Raw genomic sequence first — 19809 nt, 5'->3', positions numbered from 1 at the left:
GGGAATATATATATATCTTACTTTATGAGTAGTGCGACGGATTCTACATGCACCGTATGCGGAAACATATCCACCGGCTGCACCTCGACGGTGCGGTAGCCGCCGTCCTCGAGAACGCGCAGGTCGCGCGCGAGGGTGGACGGGTTGCAGCTTACGTATACGACGCGCTCGGGCTGCATCGCGAGAATCGTGTCCAGCAGCGCGGGGTCACAGCCTTTGCGCGGCGGGTCGACAACGATGACGTCGGGCACGATGCCCTCTTCGCGCCAGCGCGGGATGACGACCTCGGCTGCGCCAGCCTCGAACGTGGCGTTAGTGATTCCGTTCAGAGCTGCGTTTCGGCCTGCGTCCTCGATCGCTTCCGGCACGATCTCGACGCCGTAAACATGTCCAGCTTGCCGCGCCAGGAACAGCGAGATGGTGCCGATCCCGCAATAAGCGTCGATGACCGTCTCTTTGCCGGTTAATCCGGCATACTCAACCGCTTGTCGGTACAAGGCAATCGTCTGCACCGGGTTCACCTGATAGAACGAACGAGCGGATATCGCGAAGCGAATGCCGTCCAACTCGTCGTAAATGACGTCGCTTCCCCATAGACGTTTCGTTTTGTCGCCGAAGACGACGTTTGTTTTCCGTTCGTTGATGTTTTGCACGATGCTCGTCACCTGCGGCAGCTCCTCGCGGATGCGGGCGATCCACTCTTCCCTGCGCGGCAGCCGCTCGCCGTTCGTGACAAGCACGACCATCATCTCGCCCGTAACGTATCCCGTCCGAGCCATCACATGGCGCAAAATGCCGCTCCCCGTCTCTTCGTTGTACGCCGTAATACCAAGCTCGCGCCCGATCCGCTTGACGACACGCACGATCTCGTCGTTGCGCTCATCCTGGATCAGGCACTCGTTCATGTCGATGATACGGTGGCTGCCTTGCGCGTAAAAGCCTCCGATCAATTCGCCTTCATTCAGGTCGCCGCGCACGCCGATCGGCACTTGCGCTTTGTTGCGGTAACGCCATGGCTCTGCCATACCGATCGTCGGGCGGACCATAATGCCGGAATCGGCATGGTCGCCGGCGCCTGCTGTGGCTTCGCTCGCGCCAGTTCCAGCTGTCCCCGCAGCCACCGCGGAAGTCCTGCCTAACCCGTCACCGCCCATAGCTTGCGGCGATCCGCCGTCTGCAGCAGCAACGCTATCACCGACAGCGTCTCCCCCCACTTGCAACGATCCGCCGCCAGCAACGGCAGCGTTATCACCAATGGCGACTTCCCCCGCTTGCAACGATCCGCCGCCAGCAACGGCAGCGTTATCACCGACGGTGTCTCCCCCCACTTGCAATGATCCGCCGCCAGCAACGGCAGCGTTATCGCCGTCGGCGATTCCCGCAGCGTTGCCGCTTGCTCCAGCCGTGCCCTCGCTTCCGGCCACGCGCAGCTTGCCGATCCGCTCCAGATTGTCTACTACCAGCTGGCGCTTCCACCTCAGCTGCGCTTCGTAGCTCATATGCTGCAGCTGGCAGCCGCCGCATTGCTTATAGATCGGGCACGGCGGCTCGATCCGGTCGGGGCTGCTCGCGAGATGCTCCAACAGCTTGGCGTAGCCGTACTGTTTTTTTACCTTCAGCACTTTCGCCCGCACCCGCTCGCCCGGCAGCGCCCCATGCACGAAAAGGGTAAAGCCTTCTGCGCGGCCCACCCCTTCTCCTTCATGCGTCAACCCGATAATGTCCAGAACGACCTCGTCGTTCTTCACAACCGGGGTTGTATATGAAGCGGCGTTTGCCGCCGCTTTTCGTTGTCCATGCTTTCTTCTGTTCATCGTACTCTCCACTTCTGTTGCTTAACCGATTCGACTGACTCCGCAGCGGCGCCGCCTTCTCGCAACATGCGCAACTCCCCCGCATGCGCTGCTGCGGTCCTCCCACGCGGCGAACGCCCCGCACAACGCGCCTCCCTCTTACCGTTACCGGTAAGAAGCCTCGCCCGTCGGGTCGGCGAATATATGCAGATGCGAGGGCAGCACCGAAAACGTGCCCGGCAGCGTGCCGCCGTATTCGCCGTCCAGATTGATCTGGACATGGTCCGGCGACCAGACCGTTAGCTCGTCCGTCCGAAAATGGATGACGTGCGAGTCGCCCAGATGCTCCCCGCGCAGCGCCAGCGTGACGAGGCGGATAAAGTCCGCCAGGTTGCATTTGCGCACGAGCACGACGTCGAACAGACCGTCGTCAAGCTTGGACTCGGGCGCCAGCTTCTCGAAGCCGCCGACGGAGTTGCTATTGCAGATGAGGAACATCATAAATTCCTCATGGAACTCGCCGACGCCATTGGCCTCGAACTTCAGCTCCGTCGGGCGGAGATGGGTCATTTTCTCCAGCCCTTTCATATAATAGGCCAGCTGCCCGATCATCGTCTTCAGCTTGATCGGCACGTCGTACGTCACCTCGGTGAGCGAGCCCCCGCCGGCGATATTAATGAAGTACCGATGATTCGACCTGCCGACGTCGATCGGCCGGGTATGCTGGTTCAGAATGAGATCGACCGCATATTCCCAATGCTTCGGAATGCCTGCCGCACGGGCGAAATCGTTCGTCGTCCCGACCGGCAAAATGCCGAGCGGCGGGCGGTTCTCCTTCGGCGCCAGCCCGTTGATCACCTCGTACAGCGTCCCGTCGCCGCCGGCCGCGATAATGAGGTCGTAGCCGCGGTCCGCGGCTTCGGACGCCGCAACCGTCGCATCGCCTTCTCCCGTCGTCGCATGGCAGCTCGTCTCGATGCCGCCCTGCTCCAGCCGCTGCAAAATATCCGGAAGCCTGCGCTTCATCTCTTCTCTGCCCGAAGTCGGATTATAGATCAGCCTTGCCCGTTTCATTCCGTTTAAACCTCCGATCAGTTTGCTGCTTCCGCCGGCTCTTCACGCCAGCTAACCGAGCCGGGCGGCAAGCAGTGTTGCGTCCCTTTCGATGTATATTCAGTTTATACGAAATTGCCGAAATTTCCTAATCCGTCCGCAGCCTGGCGCGCGATCCATCTGGCAACGGCGGGATGGGGCAGCATCGCCTTGCCGTTGTAGCGGTAATGAAGACCCGCAAGCCGCGACGGAATGACATGATTCGTAAAATAACCTTGGCTCAGAAAAAGCGGCACGACGATCACCGCTTCATCCGGATGCGCCGCTTGCATCGCCGCGAGCTTCTCCGCCGCTTCGTCCGGCAGCAGCCTTGCGCTTTCCGCGCGGGCGAAGCCCCCGGCAGCGCGCAGCCGCTCGGCAAGCAGGCTCATGCCCCGCTCCCAGCGCTCGCCGAAGCCGGGCTCCTTGCTGCCGTGGCCGACCAGCAGCAGCGCCTCCCGCTCCGGCGCTTCCGACAGCTCCCGGATCGACGCGAGCAGCAGCTCGGCGATCTCCGGATCGTCGTCGATGGGCAGCCCGAAGCGGACGTCCGCCTTCACGCGAAACGTCCCGAGGTCGCCTTCCAGTTCAAAAGCCTTCGGCAAGCCGAACGCCTGACGGATCTCGTCCACATGCGTGCTGCCGGAAGACACGAACAGCGGCAGCACGTAAATCGATGTTACGCCCTGCCGCTCCAATTCATCAATGCCATCCTGAATAAGCCGTCCTTCGACGATCTCGAGAAACGCGGACACGACCGGCACGCCGGCCAGCGCCGGAGCCGACGCCGCTTCGCGGACGGCTTCGTCCACGAGCCGCACCCATTCCGCTTCGCGCGAGCCGTGGCTAATGACGAGTACGCCTTGCTTCATGGCCGTCACCTTAACGGCCGAGACGTTCCAGCGTCATTTTGTAGCCGTCGTTGCCGTAGTTCAAGCACCGTTTCACGCGGGAAATCGTGGCCGTGCTGGCGCCCGTCTCCGCTTCGATCTGATTGTAGGTGCTGCCCTTGCCCAGCATGCGCGCGACCTCCAGACGCTGCGACAGCGACTGGATCTCGTTCACCGTGCACAGGTCGTCGAAGAAAATATAGCACTCCTCCACCGTCTTCAGCGTAAGAATCGCTTCAAAGAGTTGATCTATCGTTTTATCGTTAAGCTTTTTTAATTGCATGACAAATGTTCACCTCTATAAGAACTATTGCTTTTAATTGTATCGGTTTTGGGAGTATTTTTCAATCTTTGCCGTATTCACGCTTTAGAGGACGGAAGAGAATAGGGCGATTGTCACTCGAGCGTAAACGGCTTTCGCCGTCTTCAGGCGTCAAAGCTTCCGTTTCGCGGATAAATTCCTATAGGTAAAAAAGTGCGCCCGGAACCCGCCAACGTGTCACCTCTGTGCGCCTAGCCCATAAACTAATAAAAAAAAGGGTTGTGATTGCTGTGAAATTATTCAAGCCAACCGGCCCGCGAGACGACCGGCGCAACGAACAGGCGCGGAACGGCGAATACACATACGGCCCATCCTCCTATCCGCACGATACGGACGATAGACCCGACAACTATCCGCAATTCGGACCGCAAAGCTATAGCCACGGTCACGGTTACGGCTCCGGCAACGCGCTCGGAACGACGGCGGAAACGGGCGGCTTCCCCCGCAAGGAAAGCGGAGACTTCCGGGGCTACAACGGCCAAACGCCGGAGCACTTTCCTTCGCCTGCCGTTCCCGGCTTCGGTCCGCAGCCGTCCGGCTCCCACGCTTCCGGGGGCGCGGACAATAAGGAACCCGTTCCCGGCTACTCGCCGGCAAGACGATCGGGAAGCGGCGGGAACCGGAACGAATACCGCGGTCCCGCACCCGCTCCCGGACCGGGACCCGGCCGTCCCGGAAGCGGCTATCCGCCTGCGCCGTCCGGCATCAAGCCGCAAGGCGGAGGCCCGGCCGCAAGATTCGCCGGCAACGGCACAGGCGCAGGCGGGGGCGGCCCGAGGCAGCAGCCGGGGCGTAAAGGCCCGGCCGTCCGCATCAGCTCCCGCCAGCCGCACAGGGGAGGCCCGACCCGCGCCGGCGAGCCGCCTTTTTTTCAGCCGACGCAATATCCCGGCCTGTCGCCGTATTTTAATCCGGGCCAAGGCGGCCCTCCCGCGTTCGGCGCTCCTCCTTCGTTCGGAGGAGGTCCACCCTCATTCGGAGGCGGCCCGCCCGCATTCGGAGGCCCGCCCGCGCCGAGCGGCACGCCGTCTTCGCCGGACGTCCCGGCCGCTGCCGGCGAGCTGATCGAGGCCGTTAAGGAGCCCGGAAGCAAATCGTTGTTTTCCCTCGCCAACCTGAACGAGATCAAAGGGTTTGTCGACCGTTTGGGCGGCATCGACGGCATTTTGTCCACGGTCACGAAGTTTCAGAAAGTATTCACCAGCGTGCAGTCGATGGCTCCGATCGTCAAGATGCTGATGGGCGCCTTCGGCGGCAGCAAGGCGGCGACCACCTCCACGGAGGAGGCCCCCAGCACGGATACGATCGAATGGCGGCCGAAAAAGAAAGCCAAAGCCCGCCCGAGCAAAAAGCTCAAACGCCGCCGCACGACAAATCCGGGCAAACCGCTTCCAAACGGCGTACGCCGCACGGGCATCCGCCGCAGGCGCTACTGATCGCAGCCCTCCGGCGGCGCTTGCCGCCTTAGCGCAAGGCCGATTCGGCAATCCGGTCGGCCTTTCCTCGCGCGCTGCGCCGCAGCGCCGGGACGGCGGGCGGCTCGACTTCGCCGGAATCGCAGGATAACAATCCTAAAAAATAGAATCGCTTTCGACAAATTCCCCGTATAATATCCATAACCGGAAATAGGAAGAAAGATTCTATACATAGGAGAGATGAGTATGAACGACATTCCCGCGAATCCGGACGCCAAGCCGTTAATCCCCGGAGCAGGCGCGGTTCGTCCGCGGTCGCCGCAATCCGTTATCCCTTTTGAAGCGGTGAATAGCAATTGGCGCAACCTCGCGTTTTGGATTCGTACGACTGCCGTTGTCAGTCTGCTCTTCGGCGGATTTCAACTGTTCGTCGGCTTGATCAATTTCGGCTGGGGGACATTCGCAGGAATGACGGAGATCGCATTGGCGGTCATCATGTTCGTCCTGGCGGGACAAGCCCATAAAATGAGCCTGCAGCCGCAAGACTTGAACGAATTGAACCGTTTCGCCAAGCAATTGATCGTATACTTTCGTTTACAATCGTTGTTTATCGTATTGTTTGCGATCGCGATGATTTTGCTGGTCGTGACCATTTTGCAGTTTTTAACGGATTGGGATTGGCTCATCCATCTGATTAAGCAAGGGAAGAAGCTGGATCGTCTTATCGTGCAAGCCGAAAAATGGTACGCCATCCTCAGCGGATGGATATCGAAATGGTTTTAAAGAAACAAAGTCCCGGAAGGCTCGCAAGGAGCTTTTCGGGACTTTACCGTTTACGGATGAAAAGCAATGTCAAAGCTCCGTCCGCTTCTCCGATCCGGACAACCAGCTCGACAGCTTGCGGATGTCGGAGGCGGGAGCGTGCCGAAGCGAGAACCGGGCTCCGGATTTGCCCGATGCCACGGCGACTTTAAGCGTTGCAAGCCGCTTGCCTTCCTCAAGCGGCGATTGCGAGGTCCGGTGCCATTGGACGCGGAATCGGGGAATAAGCGCGATTTGCTTGGAGAAGCTTCCGGACCGGATGCCCAGCTGCCCTTCCTCCAGCGACCATGCGGCCTGCCGGAACTCCATTGCCCCTGTCCGCCAGACGATGACGGGAAGTAAAATCGCGCACCAGCGCCAACCGGTCGGCAGCCAGACAATAGCGGCTCCCGCCGCAAGCAAGCCGAGCAAGGCGGGGACCGTGACGTAATGGCCGTAAGCCTTCCGGCTTACGGGATTCCACGTCTTCGGCAAACGGTAGTCCGGCAAAAACGTTTCAAATAAAGCCGGGAGCTCCGAAACGCGAACGAGCGGGTATAGATCGACCGTTTTTTTGTCCTCGTCGGAGCTGCCTGCAACGACAATCCGCACGGAGGCCATGCCGAACAGCCGCTGCAGCGCGTTTTCGGTTACGCGCACCGCCTGAATGCGCCGAGTCGCGATTACCTTTCGTTTCTTCTCCGCGAGCCCTCGCTCGATCGTCAGCCTGCCCTCTTCCAACTCGAGCCGGAACCCGTATACGAATAAAAACGTAACCGCAAAAGCGAGCAGCCAAGTGACAATCGCATATGCAACAACGATCCCCGCAAAGTTAACCGCCGTCAGACGGTCGTACAAATAAGCCCATATCGCGGATTCCCTCAGCCATTGATCCCAAAGCTTCAAGCCGCCTCCGGCGATGACCAGCCAGACAACCCCGAACTTGCCGCTCGTCGCGCTCAGAAGAAGCGTGCGTCCGAGCGGCAGCTGCAAACGGGAAGGGACGCCGCTGTCCGGCTCATCCAAGCGGGAGGTTTCGCCTGCGGACGGCGCGGCTGCAGCGGCTCTCCGGGACCAGCCGAGCTCTTCCTGGATGCGGGCGGCCTCCGCCGCCGTAATGGAACTGAGCACGGCCTCGGGCTTGTCGTCCCCTCCCGCCGTCTCCACTTCCAAGCGGACCAATCCGAATAACCGGTCGTACACGCTCACCGATGTATCCAGAGATAGTATGCGGTCCTTGGAAATCCATGCTTTTTGGCGAACCCACAATCCATGTTCGATATAAAGAACGTTTGGTTCGATGCGATACTGAAACCGGCGCCAACGCAGCCAAGCGAAGGCGATCAGCAAAATAGCGGCTCCCGCAATGACGAGAGCGGTCAGCAGGAAACGGTCGACCTCCTTGCCGAATATACGGTCGGCCAGCAGGATGCAGACGGGAATGAGCGGCAGCAATCCTGCGGTCTCCTTGCCGGAACGGACAAGAAAATAAAGCATCGACACCGGATGCAGCCGCTTCTCCGCCGAGGCTGCCGCATGTTCAAATCTCGCCATCCGCACACCCCGCCCAATCGCTGATTAGTCTGCGCACGCGCTCGGCTTCCGCCTCGGACAAGGCGGGAATATGGTGGCTGCCGGCCGCCGTCGCCAGCGTCACGGTCGCCAGTCCGTACCCCTTCTGAATCGGTCCTTGCTTCGAGTTGACATGCTGAATGCGCGACATCGGAATCAACGTTCGTTTCCGCACCCAATATCCGTGATGCAGGTCGATTTCCTTTTCCGTGACCGCATACCGCCAAGAACGGTACAACGCGCCCGGAAGCACGGCCAGTTCAAGAACGGCGTTAACGACTGCAATCGCAAAGGCCAATCCCGCTATCCAGACCGGCCAGCCGTACCGCACGGTCAGCCAGCCGAGCGCGGCAACGACGGCGGCGCCCGTTAAACTTGAAATCCACCCCTCCGTTCTGCGGGCTTGCACCGCTCGGGGATCGATACGATTCATGCGTCCTTTCCTCCTTTTCCGGCCGGTTCGCCACCGGCCGCCGGCTTGCGGACAGCCGAAAGAAACAGCGTGACCAGCTCTTCCGAGCAGCCGGAGAGGTCGAGCTCCGCGTTCGCCGCAAGCCGTCCTCCGACGCCGTCGATCGCGCTGCGAATGGCGGCTGCGGCCACACGGGCGGACTGCCCGCTGAACGTTCTGAACTCTCCCGTCTCCTCCCCCCATTTCAAAATTTCGATAAGAGGTTCCAGGATGGAATCGTCGGAAGAGTCGGCGAAACGCAGCTTTCCGTCCGGCGTGCGGGCGTTCGTCACAATCTCGATGACGGCCGCGATGTAGTCGCGGTGCGCTTCCATGAAAGCCAGATTGGACTCGATATAGGCCTTCAGCATGCCTCCGGGCGTCGTCTCGCTCTCGATTCGCGGCTGCATGAACCGGGCTGCCGCGTCGTACACCTCGTGGACGATCTGCACCATCATGTCGTCTTTGCTTGCAAAATGGTACGTGAATACGCCTTTGCTGATCCCGGCACGCTTCGCGATTTGCCCCACCGAAGCCTGCGCATAGCCGATTTCCGCAATGGTCTCGATCGCCACCTTCACGATCTGTTCTCTTCGCTTCGTCTGCTGCATCCGTCAAAGCTCCTTGATCGACAGTTTTTCGTTCATTTGATTCGTAGATGATGCGGTTTGTTTCTGTAGTTACAACTTTAGTACAGTCGTACTAATTTGTCAATCGGTCAGCTTCGTTGCAACAAAAAAACGGCAACAACGCAAAGAGGCCGAAGCGAACGGTTGCCTCTCGGGCAGCCGTTCGCTTCGGCCTCTGCTTATCAGATGCGCCTATTACTTACAAGGGCTTATAGAAACAAGGCGTCCATAATCCAATAGACGATCGCAGCCATAATGATCGTAATCGGAATCGTAATGAACCAGGCGATGACGATGCGTCCGGCGAGCGACCACTTGACGCTGGAGAAGCGCTTCGCGCTGCCGACGCCAAGAATCGAGGACGTGACGACGTGCGTCGTGCTGACCGGCAAATGAATCATCGTCGCGGTCAGAATGACGGCGGCCGAACCGATATCCGCGGCAAAACCGTTGATCGGCTCGATTTTGAAAATTTTCGTCCCCATCGTCTTGATGATTTTCCAGCCGCCGACCGACGTGCCGAGCGCCATCGCGGTAGCCGCGGCGATTTTAACCCACAGCGCCACCTCGAAATGATCCTGCACTTCGGCGGCGACCAGCGCAAACGTAATGATGCCCATCGCCTTCTGCGCGTCGTTCGTGCCGTGGGCGAACGATTGGAAGGCCGCCGTTATGATTTGGCCCATGCGGAAGCCTTTGTTGATTTTGTGCGGGCTGAACTTCGCGAAGATCCGCTTCAGCAGCCACATCAGAATGAAACCGACGCTAAACGCGATAAGCGGCGAAAGAATGAGCGCTTCAATAATTTCAACGAAGCCGCCGGCATTGATTTGGTCAAAGCCTTCGGCCGCAATGACGGCGCCGGCGAGGGAGCCGATCAGCGCGTGGGACGACGAGGACGGAATGCCGAACCACCACGTAATGAGGTTCCAGGCGATAGCCCCGATGAGCGCGGCGATGACGACCTGTACGCCGTGCTCCAGCTTGCCCGGGTCCGCGATCCCGCTGCCGATCGTCTTCGCGACGCCGGTAAACGTTAACGCGCCGACAAAGTTCATGGTAGCGGCCAGCAGAATGGCCGCCCTTGGCTTTAACGCCCTTGTCGATACGGATGTGGCGATCGCGTTCGCCGTATCGTGAAAGCCGTTAATAAAATCAAAGCTGAGCGCAAGAAAAACGACGATCCAAAGTACAATGGAATCCATATGTGAATGACCTCTGTTTCTTAGCTGTTACGCATAATGATCGATTCCAGCGTATCGGCCACGTCTTCGCAGTAGTCGGTCGTTTGCTCCAGCATTTCGTAAATTTCTTTGCGCTTCATCAGTTCGATCGGATCCTTGACGTTCGTGAACAGGCTCTTGATCCCTACGCGGAGCAGATCGTCGGCCTGGTTCTCCAGCTCGTTGATCGCGATGTTCGGCTCGCGGATCGCCAGCAGCTTCTTCTCGGTGAGCAGATAGATCGCGCGTTTGATCTGCTGCGCGCAGCGAACGAGGATATCCACGAACAAGCCTATGTATTCGTCCTTCTCCTGAAGGTTATACATCTCGAAGCGGGAAGAGCAAGCTTCGATCTCGTCAAGCACGTCGTCCAGCGATGTGGCAAGCGCCATAATATCTTCACGCTCGATCGGCGTAATGAACGTTTTGTTAAGCTCCGTAAGAATCGTATGCGTGAACTTGTCGCATTCGCTTTCGTATTCCTTCATGCGCTTGGCGAAGGCGGATACGTCGGACAGATCGGACAACCCTTTCGCGAAATATTCGGTAGCTTCTACAATGGTGTCCGCCATCTCTTCCAATGTCTTAAAAAAAATGTCCTTTTTCTTAGCCATCGTCTTCTCCTTTTTACCTTGTGCGGCTGGTGTTTGGAACGTTTTAGACATGCTTGGCTTCTAAAGCCTAGAATATCTTATCACAGTTTAATTCAGTTTTGTTAAGGGATTATTAACGTTGATGAAAATATATTAAAATATTTTCAACCGATCCCGTTCGGCGTAATCCGAATAGGTACATTTTGCCCAATAACCGTTATTTTAAAAGATAAGATAAAGAAAGATAAGCCCGTTTGACTTAAACGGACTTATCTGGACACTCGCAAATATTAACTTCCGTACGTCACATGCTCCGCAAGCGGCTTATTGTCCGGCACGATATGAAAGAAGCTGCGGCCGGGCACCATCGGCAGCTCCTCTCCGTCCTTTACGATTCGAATCATGCCGCCGCCGTCGCGAATCCATTCGCATTCCACCGCCTTGCCCCGCTGCATAAGCACCGCCGGACCGCCTTGCTCCAGATCGATCGCCAGCCTTCCTTCATTGTCCAGCGTCCGATGGCTTGCGCTCAGCACAACCAGGTTCGAAGCGGTCAGCTGCTCGTCGTTGTTCATGTCGACATGCGGCTCGTCGCCGATAAACCGTTTGTAAACGCCGCCCTCGGCGTCGTATGCGTATTTCACGACATAATTTTGGAGGGAGAACGTAACGGACACGTTGTCCGCCGCCGCTCCTCCGGCCGTTGCTCCCTCGTCCTCAAACGTATAGGACGGCACGGCCGTTTCCGAATCGTAGCCCTTCTTGTCGGCCGCGGCGCGAAGCTTCTCCAGATCCGAGTACAAATTATGCGGCGCCTTCCGTTCCTTGCTCCGCCAGAAGCTGCCCCCCGCGTTCGTAATTTCGTCCAGGTACGGCTTGTCCTGCCCTTGCAGAATCGCATAAGCGTCGTTGCTTCCGCCGGCGTGGGCCAATACCGCCCCGTAGCTCTCGCCGAGCTCGATCAAATACGGACGAATGCTTCGAATCGGACCGATCGGCTCCGTATTGTGCCCCGTGCTTTGAAAAATCGCCACAAGCCGCGTAATGCCGCCCTCGGCGAGCACTTCCCATACGACGTCCGCTTCAGTCAGGCCGGATTGCGGCCGGGCCGGCTTCAGATTGTTGATCATCACGGCCACAGGCCTTGCCTCCGCCGGCTCGTCCATGCCGAGCCCCGTCAGCGGCGCCGAATAAGGGGCCGCCGTCGGTTCGGCCGGCTGCTCGCTCGGAGCGGACGAATGCAGCTCCGGCTCTTCCGTCTGCCCGGGACCGGCAGCGCCCCCGCCGGAGCCGCAACCCGCAAGCGGGATCAGCAGCAACGCTAGCGACCCTATCATCGTAAGACGTCGGAATATGTTCAATTCTATTACCGCCTTTCAACACGTTTGATAGAATTCCATATTCCCATTTAATCACAGCTTCGCTTGGCTTGTCTCGGAGGAATGGCGAATAGCATCAAGACCGGTTTGCATAAACTTCCACATTCTGCACAAAATAACGGCATTATCGCTGGAAGGAGATTGTGGCGATGCAATCCAGCAAGGGCCACGTTACGATTTGGCTGTCCTTTTCGATTATATTGCTGAGCGCCGGGCTTGTCAGCCATGTACTCTCCATTCCCGCGATACTCGACGCCGCAGGCAGGGACGGCTGGCTTTCCGTTATTGCCGCAGCGCCCTTGTTCCTGATCTTCGTTGTTCTGATGCACGTCATCATAAAGCGCATTCGCGGACAGCGGCTGACGGATTGGATCGCCTTGCAGTTCGGCGCCTTGCCCGCTTGGCTGCTGCGACTCTCCGCTGCGCTCCTTCTCTTTGCGCTGGGGACGCATACGACTTACGAAACGTCCTTCTGGGCCGTCACGTCTTATTTGCAGTTCACTCCGATGTCTCTTATCGTGCTGGTCGGGGTGTCCATCTCCGCCATCGCGGCCTGCATGGGGATACGCGCCATCGCCACCACGTCCGGGATTCTGCTTCCGTTCGTCATCCTGCTCGGTTATTTCGTCATGGCGGCCAATACGAAATACAAAGATTACAGCCGGCTGCTGCCCATGCTCGAGAACGGCGCCGGACCGGTATGGGGAGGCATGATCTACGCGCTTGCGGGAATGCTGGAGATTTGGATTCTTATGTTTTATCAACATGAAGTGAAGCGCAAATTCAAGCTGTGGCATATGCTGCTGCTCGCCGTCTTTATGGTCAGCATTACGCTTGGACCAACCATGTCCGCCGTCACGGAATTCGGCCCGCATGAAGCCGTCAAGCAGCTGAGCCCGCCCTTCGAGCAATGGAAGCTTGTCAATCTCGGGAAGCTGCTGCAGCATGTCGATTTCCTGTCCATCTACCAGTGGCTGTGCGGCGCATTCGCCCGCGTGGCGATCAGCATCTATTTGATCGTTGATCTGCTCGAAATCCGAAAGCCCCGCAAACGTTACATCGCCATCTGCCTCGTGACCTTAGCCATGAGCGGAATCGCGATGTATGGGTGGCGAGGCGATCTTGTATACCAATACGTAAACCGGATCCAATTCCCGGTTATGCTCGTTTACGTCTACAGCGTCACAGCGCTGCTTGCCTTATTGACGATTATTCGGAGGAAGGACAAGGAGGTAACCACGCGTGAAGGACAACCATCGAACGACGGCGGACAACAAAACGCCGCAGCAGGAGAAGAAGCGGCGGAACCGGCGGGACATACGCCAGCCCGAACCGATTCAAGCGGCGGCGAGTCCGGACCGGGAGGCGGCGCCGCCCGCCCGGCAGACGGCGACGGCGGAGGAGATAACGCCGCAAGCAAGCAAGGCAATCCCGCAGGAGGGAACAAGCCGGGAGCAAGCGCGAAGCAAAGCGGAGGAAACGCCCGCAGCGGACAAACAAACGCCGGAAGACAAGGAGGCCAAGGAACAACAACGTAGCGGGGACCGGGAGGAAGCGGACAAGCCTTTCGTCCCCAGCTTTCATTCGCTCCGAATGTACTTCCGACATTGCGAGGACGTCATCGTTGACAGCCATCTGTTTGGCAACCCGCCGACCCAGGCCGTCATTGCGTATTGCAGCGGGATGTGCGAGACGAAGATGATCAACGATGTCATCTTGCCGGAACTGCGGAGAATTCATGACGTTACGCAATATTTAAACAAGGAAGCGATCGAAAAGGAATCCACGCTGCTCTGGTCGTACATGGATTTGAGCGACTCGGACTTTGGCGCCGACCTTATTTCGCTCCGGCTGTTCGAGGGCCATCTGCTGTTCTGCGTCCCCAAGCTCAAAAAGCTGTGGAGCATCGACATTGCCAAACTGCCGACGCGCAGCCCGGAGGAATCGACGACGGAAGTATCGATCCGGGGCGCAAGGGACGGCTTCATCGAACCGCTGGCCACCAACATCGCGCTGATCCGCTCCCGTATCCGGACGGCCGACCTGGCCTGCGAATTCGAAGTGATAGGCACGCGATCTTCCACCAAGGTGGCGCTGCTTTATATGCAGGATATTGCGAATCCGGATACGATTGATCTGGTCAGGGATAAGCTTCAAACTTTAAAAACGGAGCGCATTACGACGGCCAACCAGCTGGAAGAGCTGATTACGCCATCGCATTTTACCCTGTTCCCGATTACCCATTACACCGGGAGACCGGATTTCGCGGCGGAATGTCTGCTCAGAGGCCGGTTCGTCATTATTGTGGACGGCAATCCAAGCGTCATTATCGGTCCCGTCAACTTGTTTCTGCTGCTCAAATCGCCCGAGGACGCCAATTTTCCGTATCTCGCCGTCAACGTCGGCCGTATACTGCGGCTATTCGGCTTGGCGATCAGCATCTTCTTGCCCGGCTTTTATCTTGCTCTTACGTCCTTCCATATGGATCAGCTCCCCTATCCGCTCGTCGCGACCATTTCGGTCGGTCGCGCCGGACTTCCGATGGAATCGGCGGTCGAGATGTTTCTGATCATGAGCTTGATGGAGCTGTTCCGGGAAGCCGGCGTCCGGCTGCCAAGCGCCATCGGCCAAACCTTAACCGTCGTCGGCGGCCTGATTATCGGCGAATCCGCCATTCGCGCCGGGATCGTATCGCCGCTTATGATCGTTGTTGCGGCTCTTACGATTGTCGCGGGGGCGACCGTCGTCAATCAGGTGATGACGAGCTCCATCATATTGATTCGTTTCGTTTCGTTTATTTTCAGCGCGACAATGGGCATATACGGCTTTATTTTGTCGCTCATCCTGTTCGTCGTTTATTTAACCGGGCTGGAGTCGTTCGGGGTGCCTTATCTGGCGCCGGTCAGCCCGCTTAATTTTCGTCAGGCGCTCGCCGCGCTGTTCAAGCTGCCCCGAGGCATGAACGGCAAGCGGCCGACCATTCTCGGAACGCGGCATCCGAAGCGGGAGGGACAAAACACATGAGGCGCAGACTGCTCTTGTCCGCCCTATGCGCCTCGCTGTGCCTCACGCTTGGCGGCTGCTGGAGCGCCAACGAAATTCAAAGCGTGAACTACGCCAAAGCGATCGGCTTGGATTACAAGGACGGACTGTACCACATCTATATTCAATCGCTTGATTTCGCCAGCGTAGCCAAAACGGACGCATCCGGCCAGGCGAACGAAGAACCGGGCGTCTGGGTCGGACACGGCCAAGGGAAAACGCTGCATCAGGCCATTAACGACCTGTTCCGCGCTTCCCAAATGGAATTCGCTTGGGGACATGTGACGGCGATCGTATTAAGCGAATCGGTCCTGGACAATGCCGTATTGACCGAAGTCATCGACATGTTTGTCCGTTTTCCCGAATCGCGGTATACGGCATGGATTTATGCAACAAGAACGCCGATCGACAAGCTGTTTACGTTATCCTCGCTTTTCAACTTGTCGCCGCTGGACTCGATATTGCATAATCCGGTGCCCAGCTATCACGAAGAGTCTCTATTCCCGCCCATTCAATCCATGGCGTTAATCTCGAATCAATACGAGCAAGCGGCCGCCGCCTATTTGCCCAGCATTGCCTTTAACGACGAATTTTGGACCCGAAATAACAAGCCCCACGATTTATATTATATTGAGGGCGCTTTTTACAAACGGAAAGAGGGAGCTTACGGCTATATGCCCCGAAGCAGGCTTTTTGGCTTTACCCTGATGCAGCGCCGTACACGGCGGGTCCCGCTGCTGCTGGACAAAGACGGAGAGATTGCCGCCACGATCAGCATCGGGTGGCCGAAAATCAAAATTACGCCGGTCGTCCGGGGAGACGAGGTTCGTTATCGGATTAAAGCTGATTATACCGGCGCGATGTTCGAATATTTGAGTCCGATGGAATACGAAGCGACGGCCAAGCTGGCGGAGGAAAAAGTGAAAGGATACATTATGTCGACCTATAGGGACGCGTTGAAGCAGCGCATTGACGTATACCGGCTGGAGGAGCGGCTTTACCGCACGAACCCTGCCGCCTGGAAGCGGCTGACCCGTAACGGCAAAGTTCTCCCTATCGACGAACGATCGATCGAGCAATTGGATGTGAAGGTCAAGGTGATCTACAACGGCAGATATAAACGGATTACGAGAGGCTGACGGCGGCGCCTCCCGCGCGCAAGGGGTGCACTTTCGCACCTCGTGCGGCGCTTCGGCGCCGTTCCGGCGGGCATACGGTGCATTCTTGCACCTTATGGGGCGCTTCGGCGCTGTTCCGGCGCACATGGGGTGCGCTTTTGCACCTCACGCGGCGCTTCGGCGCCGTTCCGGCGCACATGGGGTGCGCTTTTGCACCTCACGCGGCGCTTCGGCGCCGTTCCCGCGCGCATGGGGTGCATTTTTGCACCTCACGCGGCGCTTCGGCGCCGCTCCCGCGCGCATGGGGTGCACTTTTGCACCTCGTGATGCGCTTCGGCGCCATTCCCGCGCGCATGGGGTGCACTTTTGCACCTCATGGGGAGCTGCGGACAGGGAGATGTCCTTACCTCTATCCCCTCGCGTCCCCTCTCGGCCTATATGCTCCAGTGCTGCCATTCCTCCTGCTTCCGCTCCAGCCCGGTCAGCCAATCGGACGTTACGCGGATCGCCTCCTGCTGATGCTGGCGGGTAGAATACGTGTGGTTAGCTTGAAAAATAATCTCTTTATCGCACAACCCTTCGCTGCGCGTCCAGAACACTTTCTGGTACAGGAAGCTGTAATCGGCCGGGATAAGCTCGTCGCTCGTTCCGTGCACGAGCAGCACATCCCCGCCGAAACGCGGCGCCGATTGAAACGGCTGATGCTGCATCAGCGAATCGAAAAAGACGGGCGTCAGCGTATATCCGGCATAATCGGTTCTGCCGGTGTTGACCGCTTCGTCGTATCCGCTGCGGCCTACGATGCGGACGATGTCGTTGAACGGATAGCCGACCGGCGACCATAACACAAGCCGCTTTACCCGCTTGTCCCGGACGGATGCGGCGATGGCGACCGCGCCGCCTAGACTGTGGCCGAGCAGGACGATGCGGCGCGGGTCCACGTCGTCCATATCCGCGATATAATCGATCGCCGTGCGTGTCTGATCGATCATGCTGTCGAAGCCAAGCGAGCCGTAATCGCCGTTGCTTTCCCCGCAGCCTCCGTAGTCGAATCGCAGCACATAGGAGCCTTGCTCGGCAAGCGCCCGTGCCGTCTTGACGAACAGCCGGTCCACGCCGATCCGGTTGCCGACGAAACCGTGGCAAATGACGATCGCCTGCTTCTTCGCCTGTTTGTCCTTCCTTGCGCCGTCCGCCGGATAATGAAGCGTAGCCGTCAGCTCCAGCTCCGCATGCCTTATTATCAACTGTTTCTCCATGGCCGTACCTCCCTATCGTTATCATGCCGTTTAAAGGTTCTATGATGAATTCTTGATTTTGCCGATTGCCGCTTTTGATATACTTTATAATTCCTACCTGTTTACTTTGTTTAATTACAAAAATAATAGCACCCGCTCCCGAGGGTGTCAAGTATTCCCGCAAGCTGGGCATGCTACATAGCAGGATGCTCTGACAAAGCCGAACACAAAATGCAAAGGAGTGAATAAAGGTGCCGACATGGATTCGATGGCTTACGGACAATTGGCTGTCCGTCATGCTGCTGGCCGGCATTATCGTTGCGCTGATTCTTGTGGCGCTGAACCGGAAAACATTGTTTTATAAAGAGTAACGCCGTAAGCGCGCAAGGGGCTTGTCCCGGAACGACGTTCGAATTCAAGCCCCTTCGCTTACGGTTGCCGGGAAGGTTTCGCTGCTATTCCGCCAACAGAGGGAGCTTGACGGCAACGATCGTTCCTGCCCCCAGCTCGCTGTCGATCGACAGCGAGCCGCCGTGCAGCTCAATGATTTCCTTGCAGATCGCGAGGCCGAGGCCGCTGCCTCCGTGTCCTTTGCTCGCTTTATAGAACTTCTCCGTTACATGCGGCAAGTCTTCTTGAGCGATGCCGCTCCCCGTATCCGCCACGGTCAGAACGGCGGTCTGCTCCGCCACCGCGGTCGAAATGCGGATCGAGCCGCCGCTTGGCGTATATTTGAAGGCGTTATCGATCAGATTGATGACGACCTGCTTGATGCGGTTGGCATCCGCGCAGACGATGATCGGGCTTTTGCCGAGCGATGCGACGAGCCGCACTCCCGCCTGCTGCTCTCGAACCGCAAGCTGGCGGACCGTTTCGCGGACGGGGCTGTTCAGATCCAGCGTCTCGGTGTGGAGCTCCATGCTGCGGGCCGACAGCTTGGAGAAATCAAGCAGATCTTCCACGAGCCCCGACAGCCGTTCCGTCTCCCGGCTTATGATCGACAGCCCGAGCTTCAGCTCCTCGATATCGCCCGGCTCGCCTTCCTTCAACGTTTCGCTCCAGCCTTTAATCGAAGTGAGAGGCGTCCTCAGCTCATGCGAAATCGACGAAATAAAATCGTCCTTCATTTTCTCCCGCTGCTCGAGCTCGTTCGCCATCGTGTTGAACGTTTCGGCGAGCTGGCCGATCTCGTCGCGGCCGCGCTTCTGAGCCCGGCGCGTCCAGTCGCCGTCGGCCATGCGGCGCGCCGCCCGCGTCAGCTCCTGAATCGGCTTGACGATCCGTTGCGCCATTAAGAGGCTAAGGCCGAGAAACAACAGCACGACCGCAAGCCCGACGATACAGGTCATCCGGATGAGCTGCATGACCATATCGTCCACCTGGCTTAAACCGGCGGAATACCGCAGCAGCGAGACGATGCGAATGCCGTTCCAGACCGGCACCGTAACCGAAACGATCCGCTCGCCGTAATAAGGGTCCACGCCGATCCAGCTGCCCGTGCCGCCATTGATCGCCGTTTTGACATCGGGCGTGGCGTAATGAAGCTCGTCCGCGAAACCGTCGGAATCGATCCGGACGTTGCCCTCCGTATCGAGCAGCTGCAGCCGCGTGCCGCCGTCGATCATGTATTGGAGCATATATTGCCCCTGGTCCTGCGGCGTCAGCGACGCAAGCGACCGTTCGTGAATGTCGAGGGCGGTAAGCGCCCGCTGCTTCACCGAGCTTTGCGCGCTGCCGTAATAATAATTCCAGATCAAGATGCCGAACAAAATGCCCAGCGCGCAAACGACAAGAACGATCAGCAGCAGATAGCTCCAAACCATTCTCGTTTTGATGCTGTTAAGGCCAAACGTTCTCATGGCACGCTCCGCTTCCACCGGTAGCCGAAGCCCCATACCGTTTCGATGATTTGGGGATTGGAAGGATCGTCCTCCAGCTTCTGCCGGATTCGCCGGATGTTGACGTCAACGACCTTCAAATCGCCGACATAAAACCGCCCCCATACTTCGCTTAAAATGTCGTCCCGGCTGACGCTGTATCCTTCCCTTTCCATGAGCAGGCGGACAAGCGTCCATTCCGTGGGCGTCAAGACGATTTCCCGGCCGTCTTTCCACATTTTGCGCTCCGGTATGGACAAGGTAAAGCGTCCGCGCCGAAGGACGCCCATCCCTTCCGCGCCGGCCGGCAGCCGGAACGATAGCGGCCCCGGTTCCGGCGCGGTCCCGCCTTCGCTTTGCCCGCGCAGCGGCGG

At 58.2% G+C, this 19809-nt stretch carries 18 protein-coding genes; 5 read left to right on the top strand and 13 right to left on the bottom strand.

Features of this window, described 5'->3' with window-relative positions; all coding sequences use genetic code 11:
* Nucleotides 1–17: 17 nt before the first annotated feature.
* From rlmD to ACFSW5_RS16435, 4 genes are all read right to left on the bottom strand, one after another.
* Nucleotides 18–1814 (bottom strand): 23S rRNA (uracil(1939)-C(5))-methyltransferase RlmD, encoded by a 1797-nt coding sequence (gene rlmD, locus ACFSW5_RS16450; protein WP_379275282.1) that lies wholly within the window; start codon nt 1812–1814, stop codon nt 18–20.
* A 144-nt stretch (nt 1815–1958) separates the two neighbouring features.
* Nucleotides 1959–2867, bottom strand: a complete 909-nt coding sequence (locus ACFSW5_RS16445) for a diacylglycerol kinase (protein WP_379275280.1) — start codon at nt 2865–2867, stop codon at nt 1959–1961.
* Nucleotides 2868–2971: 104 nt separating this feature from the next.
* Nucleotides 2972–3757: a sirohydrochlorin chelatase gene (locus ACFSW5_RS16440; RefSeq protein WP_379275278.1), complete on the bottom strand. Its 786-nt coding sequence runs from the start codon at nt 3755–3757 to the stop codon at nt 2972–2974.
* A gap of 10 nt (nt 3758–3767) precedes the next feature.
* Nucleotides 3768–4058 carry a YerC/YecD family TrpR-related protein gene (locus ACFSW5_RS16435; RefSeq protein WP_379275276.1) on the bottom strand — a complete coding sequence of 97 codons (291 nt, stop codon included), beginning with the start codon at nt 4056–4058 and terminating at the stop codon, nt 3768–3770.
* Nucleotides 4059–4327: 269 nt separating this feature from the next.
* Here ACFSW5_RS16435 and ACFSW5_RS16430 point away from each other — a divergent pair, with 269 nt between their 5' ends.
* Nucleotides 4328–5533, top strand: coding sequence for a hypothetical protein (locus ACFSW5_RS16430; protein WP_379275274.1), 1206 nt, complete (start codon nt 4328–4330; stop codon nt 5531–5533).
* 225 nt (nt 5534–5758) lie between these two features.
* Complete coding sequence (locus ACFSW5_RS16425) at nt 5759–6295, top strand: hypothetical protein (RefSeq protein ID WP_379275272.1); 537 nt, start codon at nt 5759–5761, stop codon at nt 6293–6295.
* A gap of 69 nt (nt 6296–6364) precedes the next feature.
* Here ACFSW5_RS16425 and ACFSW5_RS16420 read toward each other — a convergent pair whose 3' ends face one another.
* The 6 genes from ACFSW5_RS16420 to ACFSW5_RS16395 all read right to left on the bottom strand — a co-directional run bounded on the left by ACFSW5_RS16420 (nt 6365) and on the right by ACFSW5_RS16395 (nt 12142).
* Nucleotides 6365–7867, bottom strand: coding sequence for a PH domain-containing protein (locus ACFSW5_RS16420; protein ID WP_379275270.1), 1503 nt, complete (start codon nt 7865–7867; stop codon nt 6365–6367).
* A complete protein-coding gene (locus ACFSW5_RS16415) occupies nt 7854–8318 on the bottom strand; it encodes a PH domain-containing protein (RefSeq protein WP_379275268.1) in 465 nt (154 codons plus the stop codon). Before ACFSW5_RS16415 ends, ACFSW5_RS16420 begins: the two co-directional genes overlap by 14 nt.
* A complete protein-coding gene (locus ACFSW5_RS16410; RefSeq protein WP_379275265.1) occupies nt 8315–8947 on the bottom strand; it encodes a TetR/AcrR family transcriptional regulator in 633 nt (210 codons plus the stop codon). Before ACFSW5_RS16410 ends, ACFSW5_RS16415 begins: the two co-directional genes overlap by 4 nt.
* A 227-nt stretch (nt 8948–9174) precedes the next feature.
* Nucleotides 9175–10170, bottom strand: coding sequence for an inorganic phosphate transporter (locus tag ACFSW5_RS16405; RefSeq protein WP_379275263.1), 996 nt, complete (start codon nt 10168–10170; stop codon nt 9175–9177).
* Nucleotides 10171–10190: 20 nt separating this feature from the next.
* Nucleotides 10191–10802, bottom strand: coding sequence for a DUF47 domain-containing protein (locus tag ACFSW5_RS16400; protein WP_379275261.1), 612 nt, complete (start codon nt 10800–10802; stop codon nt 10191–10193).
* A 269-nt stretch (nt 10803–11071) separates the two neighbouring features.
* On the bottom strand, nt 11072–12142 hold the full coding sequence (locus ACFSW5_RS16395; protein ID WP_379275259.1) for a DUF3048 domain-containing protein: 1071 nt from the start codon (nt 12140–12142) through the stop codon (nt 11072–11074).
* A gap of 167 nt (nt 12143–12309) precedes the next feature.
* Between ACFSW5_RS16395 and ACFSW5_RS16390 the strand changes: the two genes are divergently transcribed.
* From ACFSW5_RS16390 to ACFSW5_RS16380, 3 genes are read left to right on the top strand one after another with little or no spacing between them, the layout of a single operon-like run.
* Nucleotides 12310–13698: a GerAB/ArcD/ProY family transporter gene (locus ACFSW5_RS16390; protein ID WP_379275256.1), complete on the top strand. Its 1389-nt coding sequence runs from the start codon at nt 12310–12312 to the stop codon at nt 13696–13698.
* Nucleotides 13589–15184: a spore germination protein gene (locus tag ACFSW5_RS16385; protein ID WP_379275352.1), complete on the top strand. Its 1596-nt coding sequence runs from the start codon at nt 13589–13591 to the stop codon at nt 15182–15184. Before ACFSW5_RS16390 ends, ACFSW5_RS16385 begins: the two co-directional genes overlap by 110 nt.
* A complete protein-coding gene (locus ACFSW5_RS16380) occupies nt 15181–16341 on the top strand; it encodes a Ger(x)C family spore germination protein (RefSeq protein ID WP_379275254.1) in 1161 nt (386 codons plus the stop codon). Before ACFSW5_RS16385 ends, ACFSW5_RS16380 begins: the two co-directional genes overlap by 4 nt.
* A 413-nt stretch (nt 16342–16754) precedes the next feature.
* On the opposite strand, the gene ACFSW5_RS16375 is transcribed toward ACFSW5_RS16380, so the two are convergent.
* The 3 genes from ACFSW5_RS16375 to ACFSW5_RS16365 form a co-directional block, all read right to left on the bottom strand.
* On the bottom strand, nt 16755–17579 hold the full coding sequence (locus ACFSW5_RS16375) for an alpha/beta hydrolase (RefSeq protein WP_379275251.1): 825 nt from the start codon (nt 17577–17579) through the stop codon (nt 16755–16757).
* A gap of 434 nt (nt 17580–18013) precedes the next feature.
* Complete coding sequence (locus ACFSW5_RS16370) at nt 18014–19417, bottom strand: sensor histidine kinase (RefSeq protein WP_379275246.1); 1404 nt, start codon at nt 19415–19417, stop codon at nt 18014–18016.
* A partial coding sequence (locus tag ACFSW5_RS16365; RefSeq protein ID WP_379275243.1) for a winged helix-turn-helix domain-containing protein occupies nt 19414–19809 on the bottom strand: 396 nt, incomplete at its 5' end. The genes ACFSW5_RS16370 and ACFSW5_RS16365, both read right to left, overlap by 4 nt.

It is taken from the genome of Paenibacillus thailandensis, from assembly GCF_042685365.1.
Classification (GTDB): domain Bacteria; phylum Bacillota; class Bacilli; order Paenibacillales; family Paenibacillaceae; genus Paenibacillus_AP; species Paenibacillus_AP thailandensis.
The sequence above is the reverse complement of the archived record's forward strand: the minus strand, read 5'-3'. Positions and strand labels throughout refer to the sequence as shown.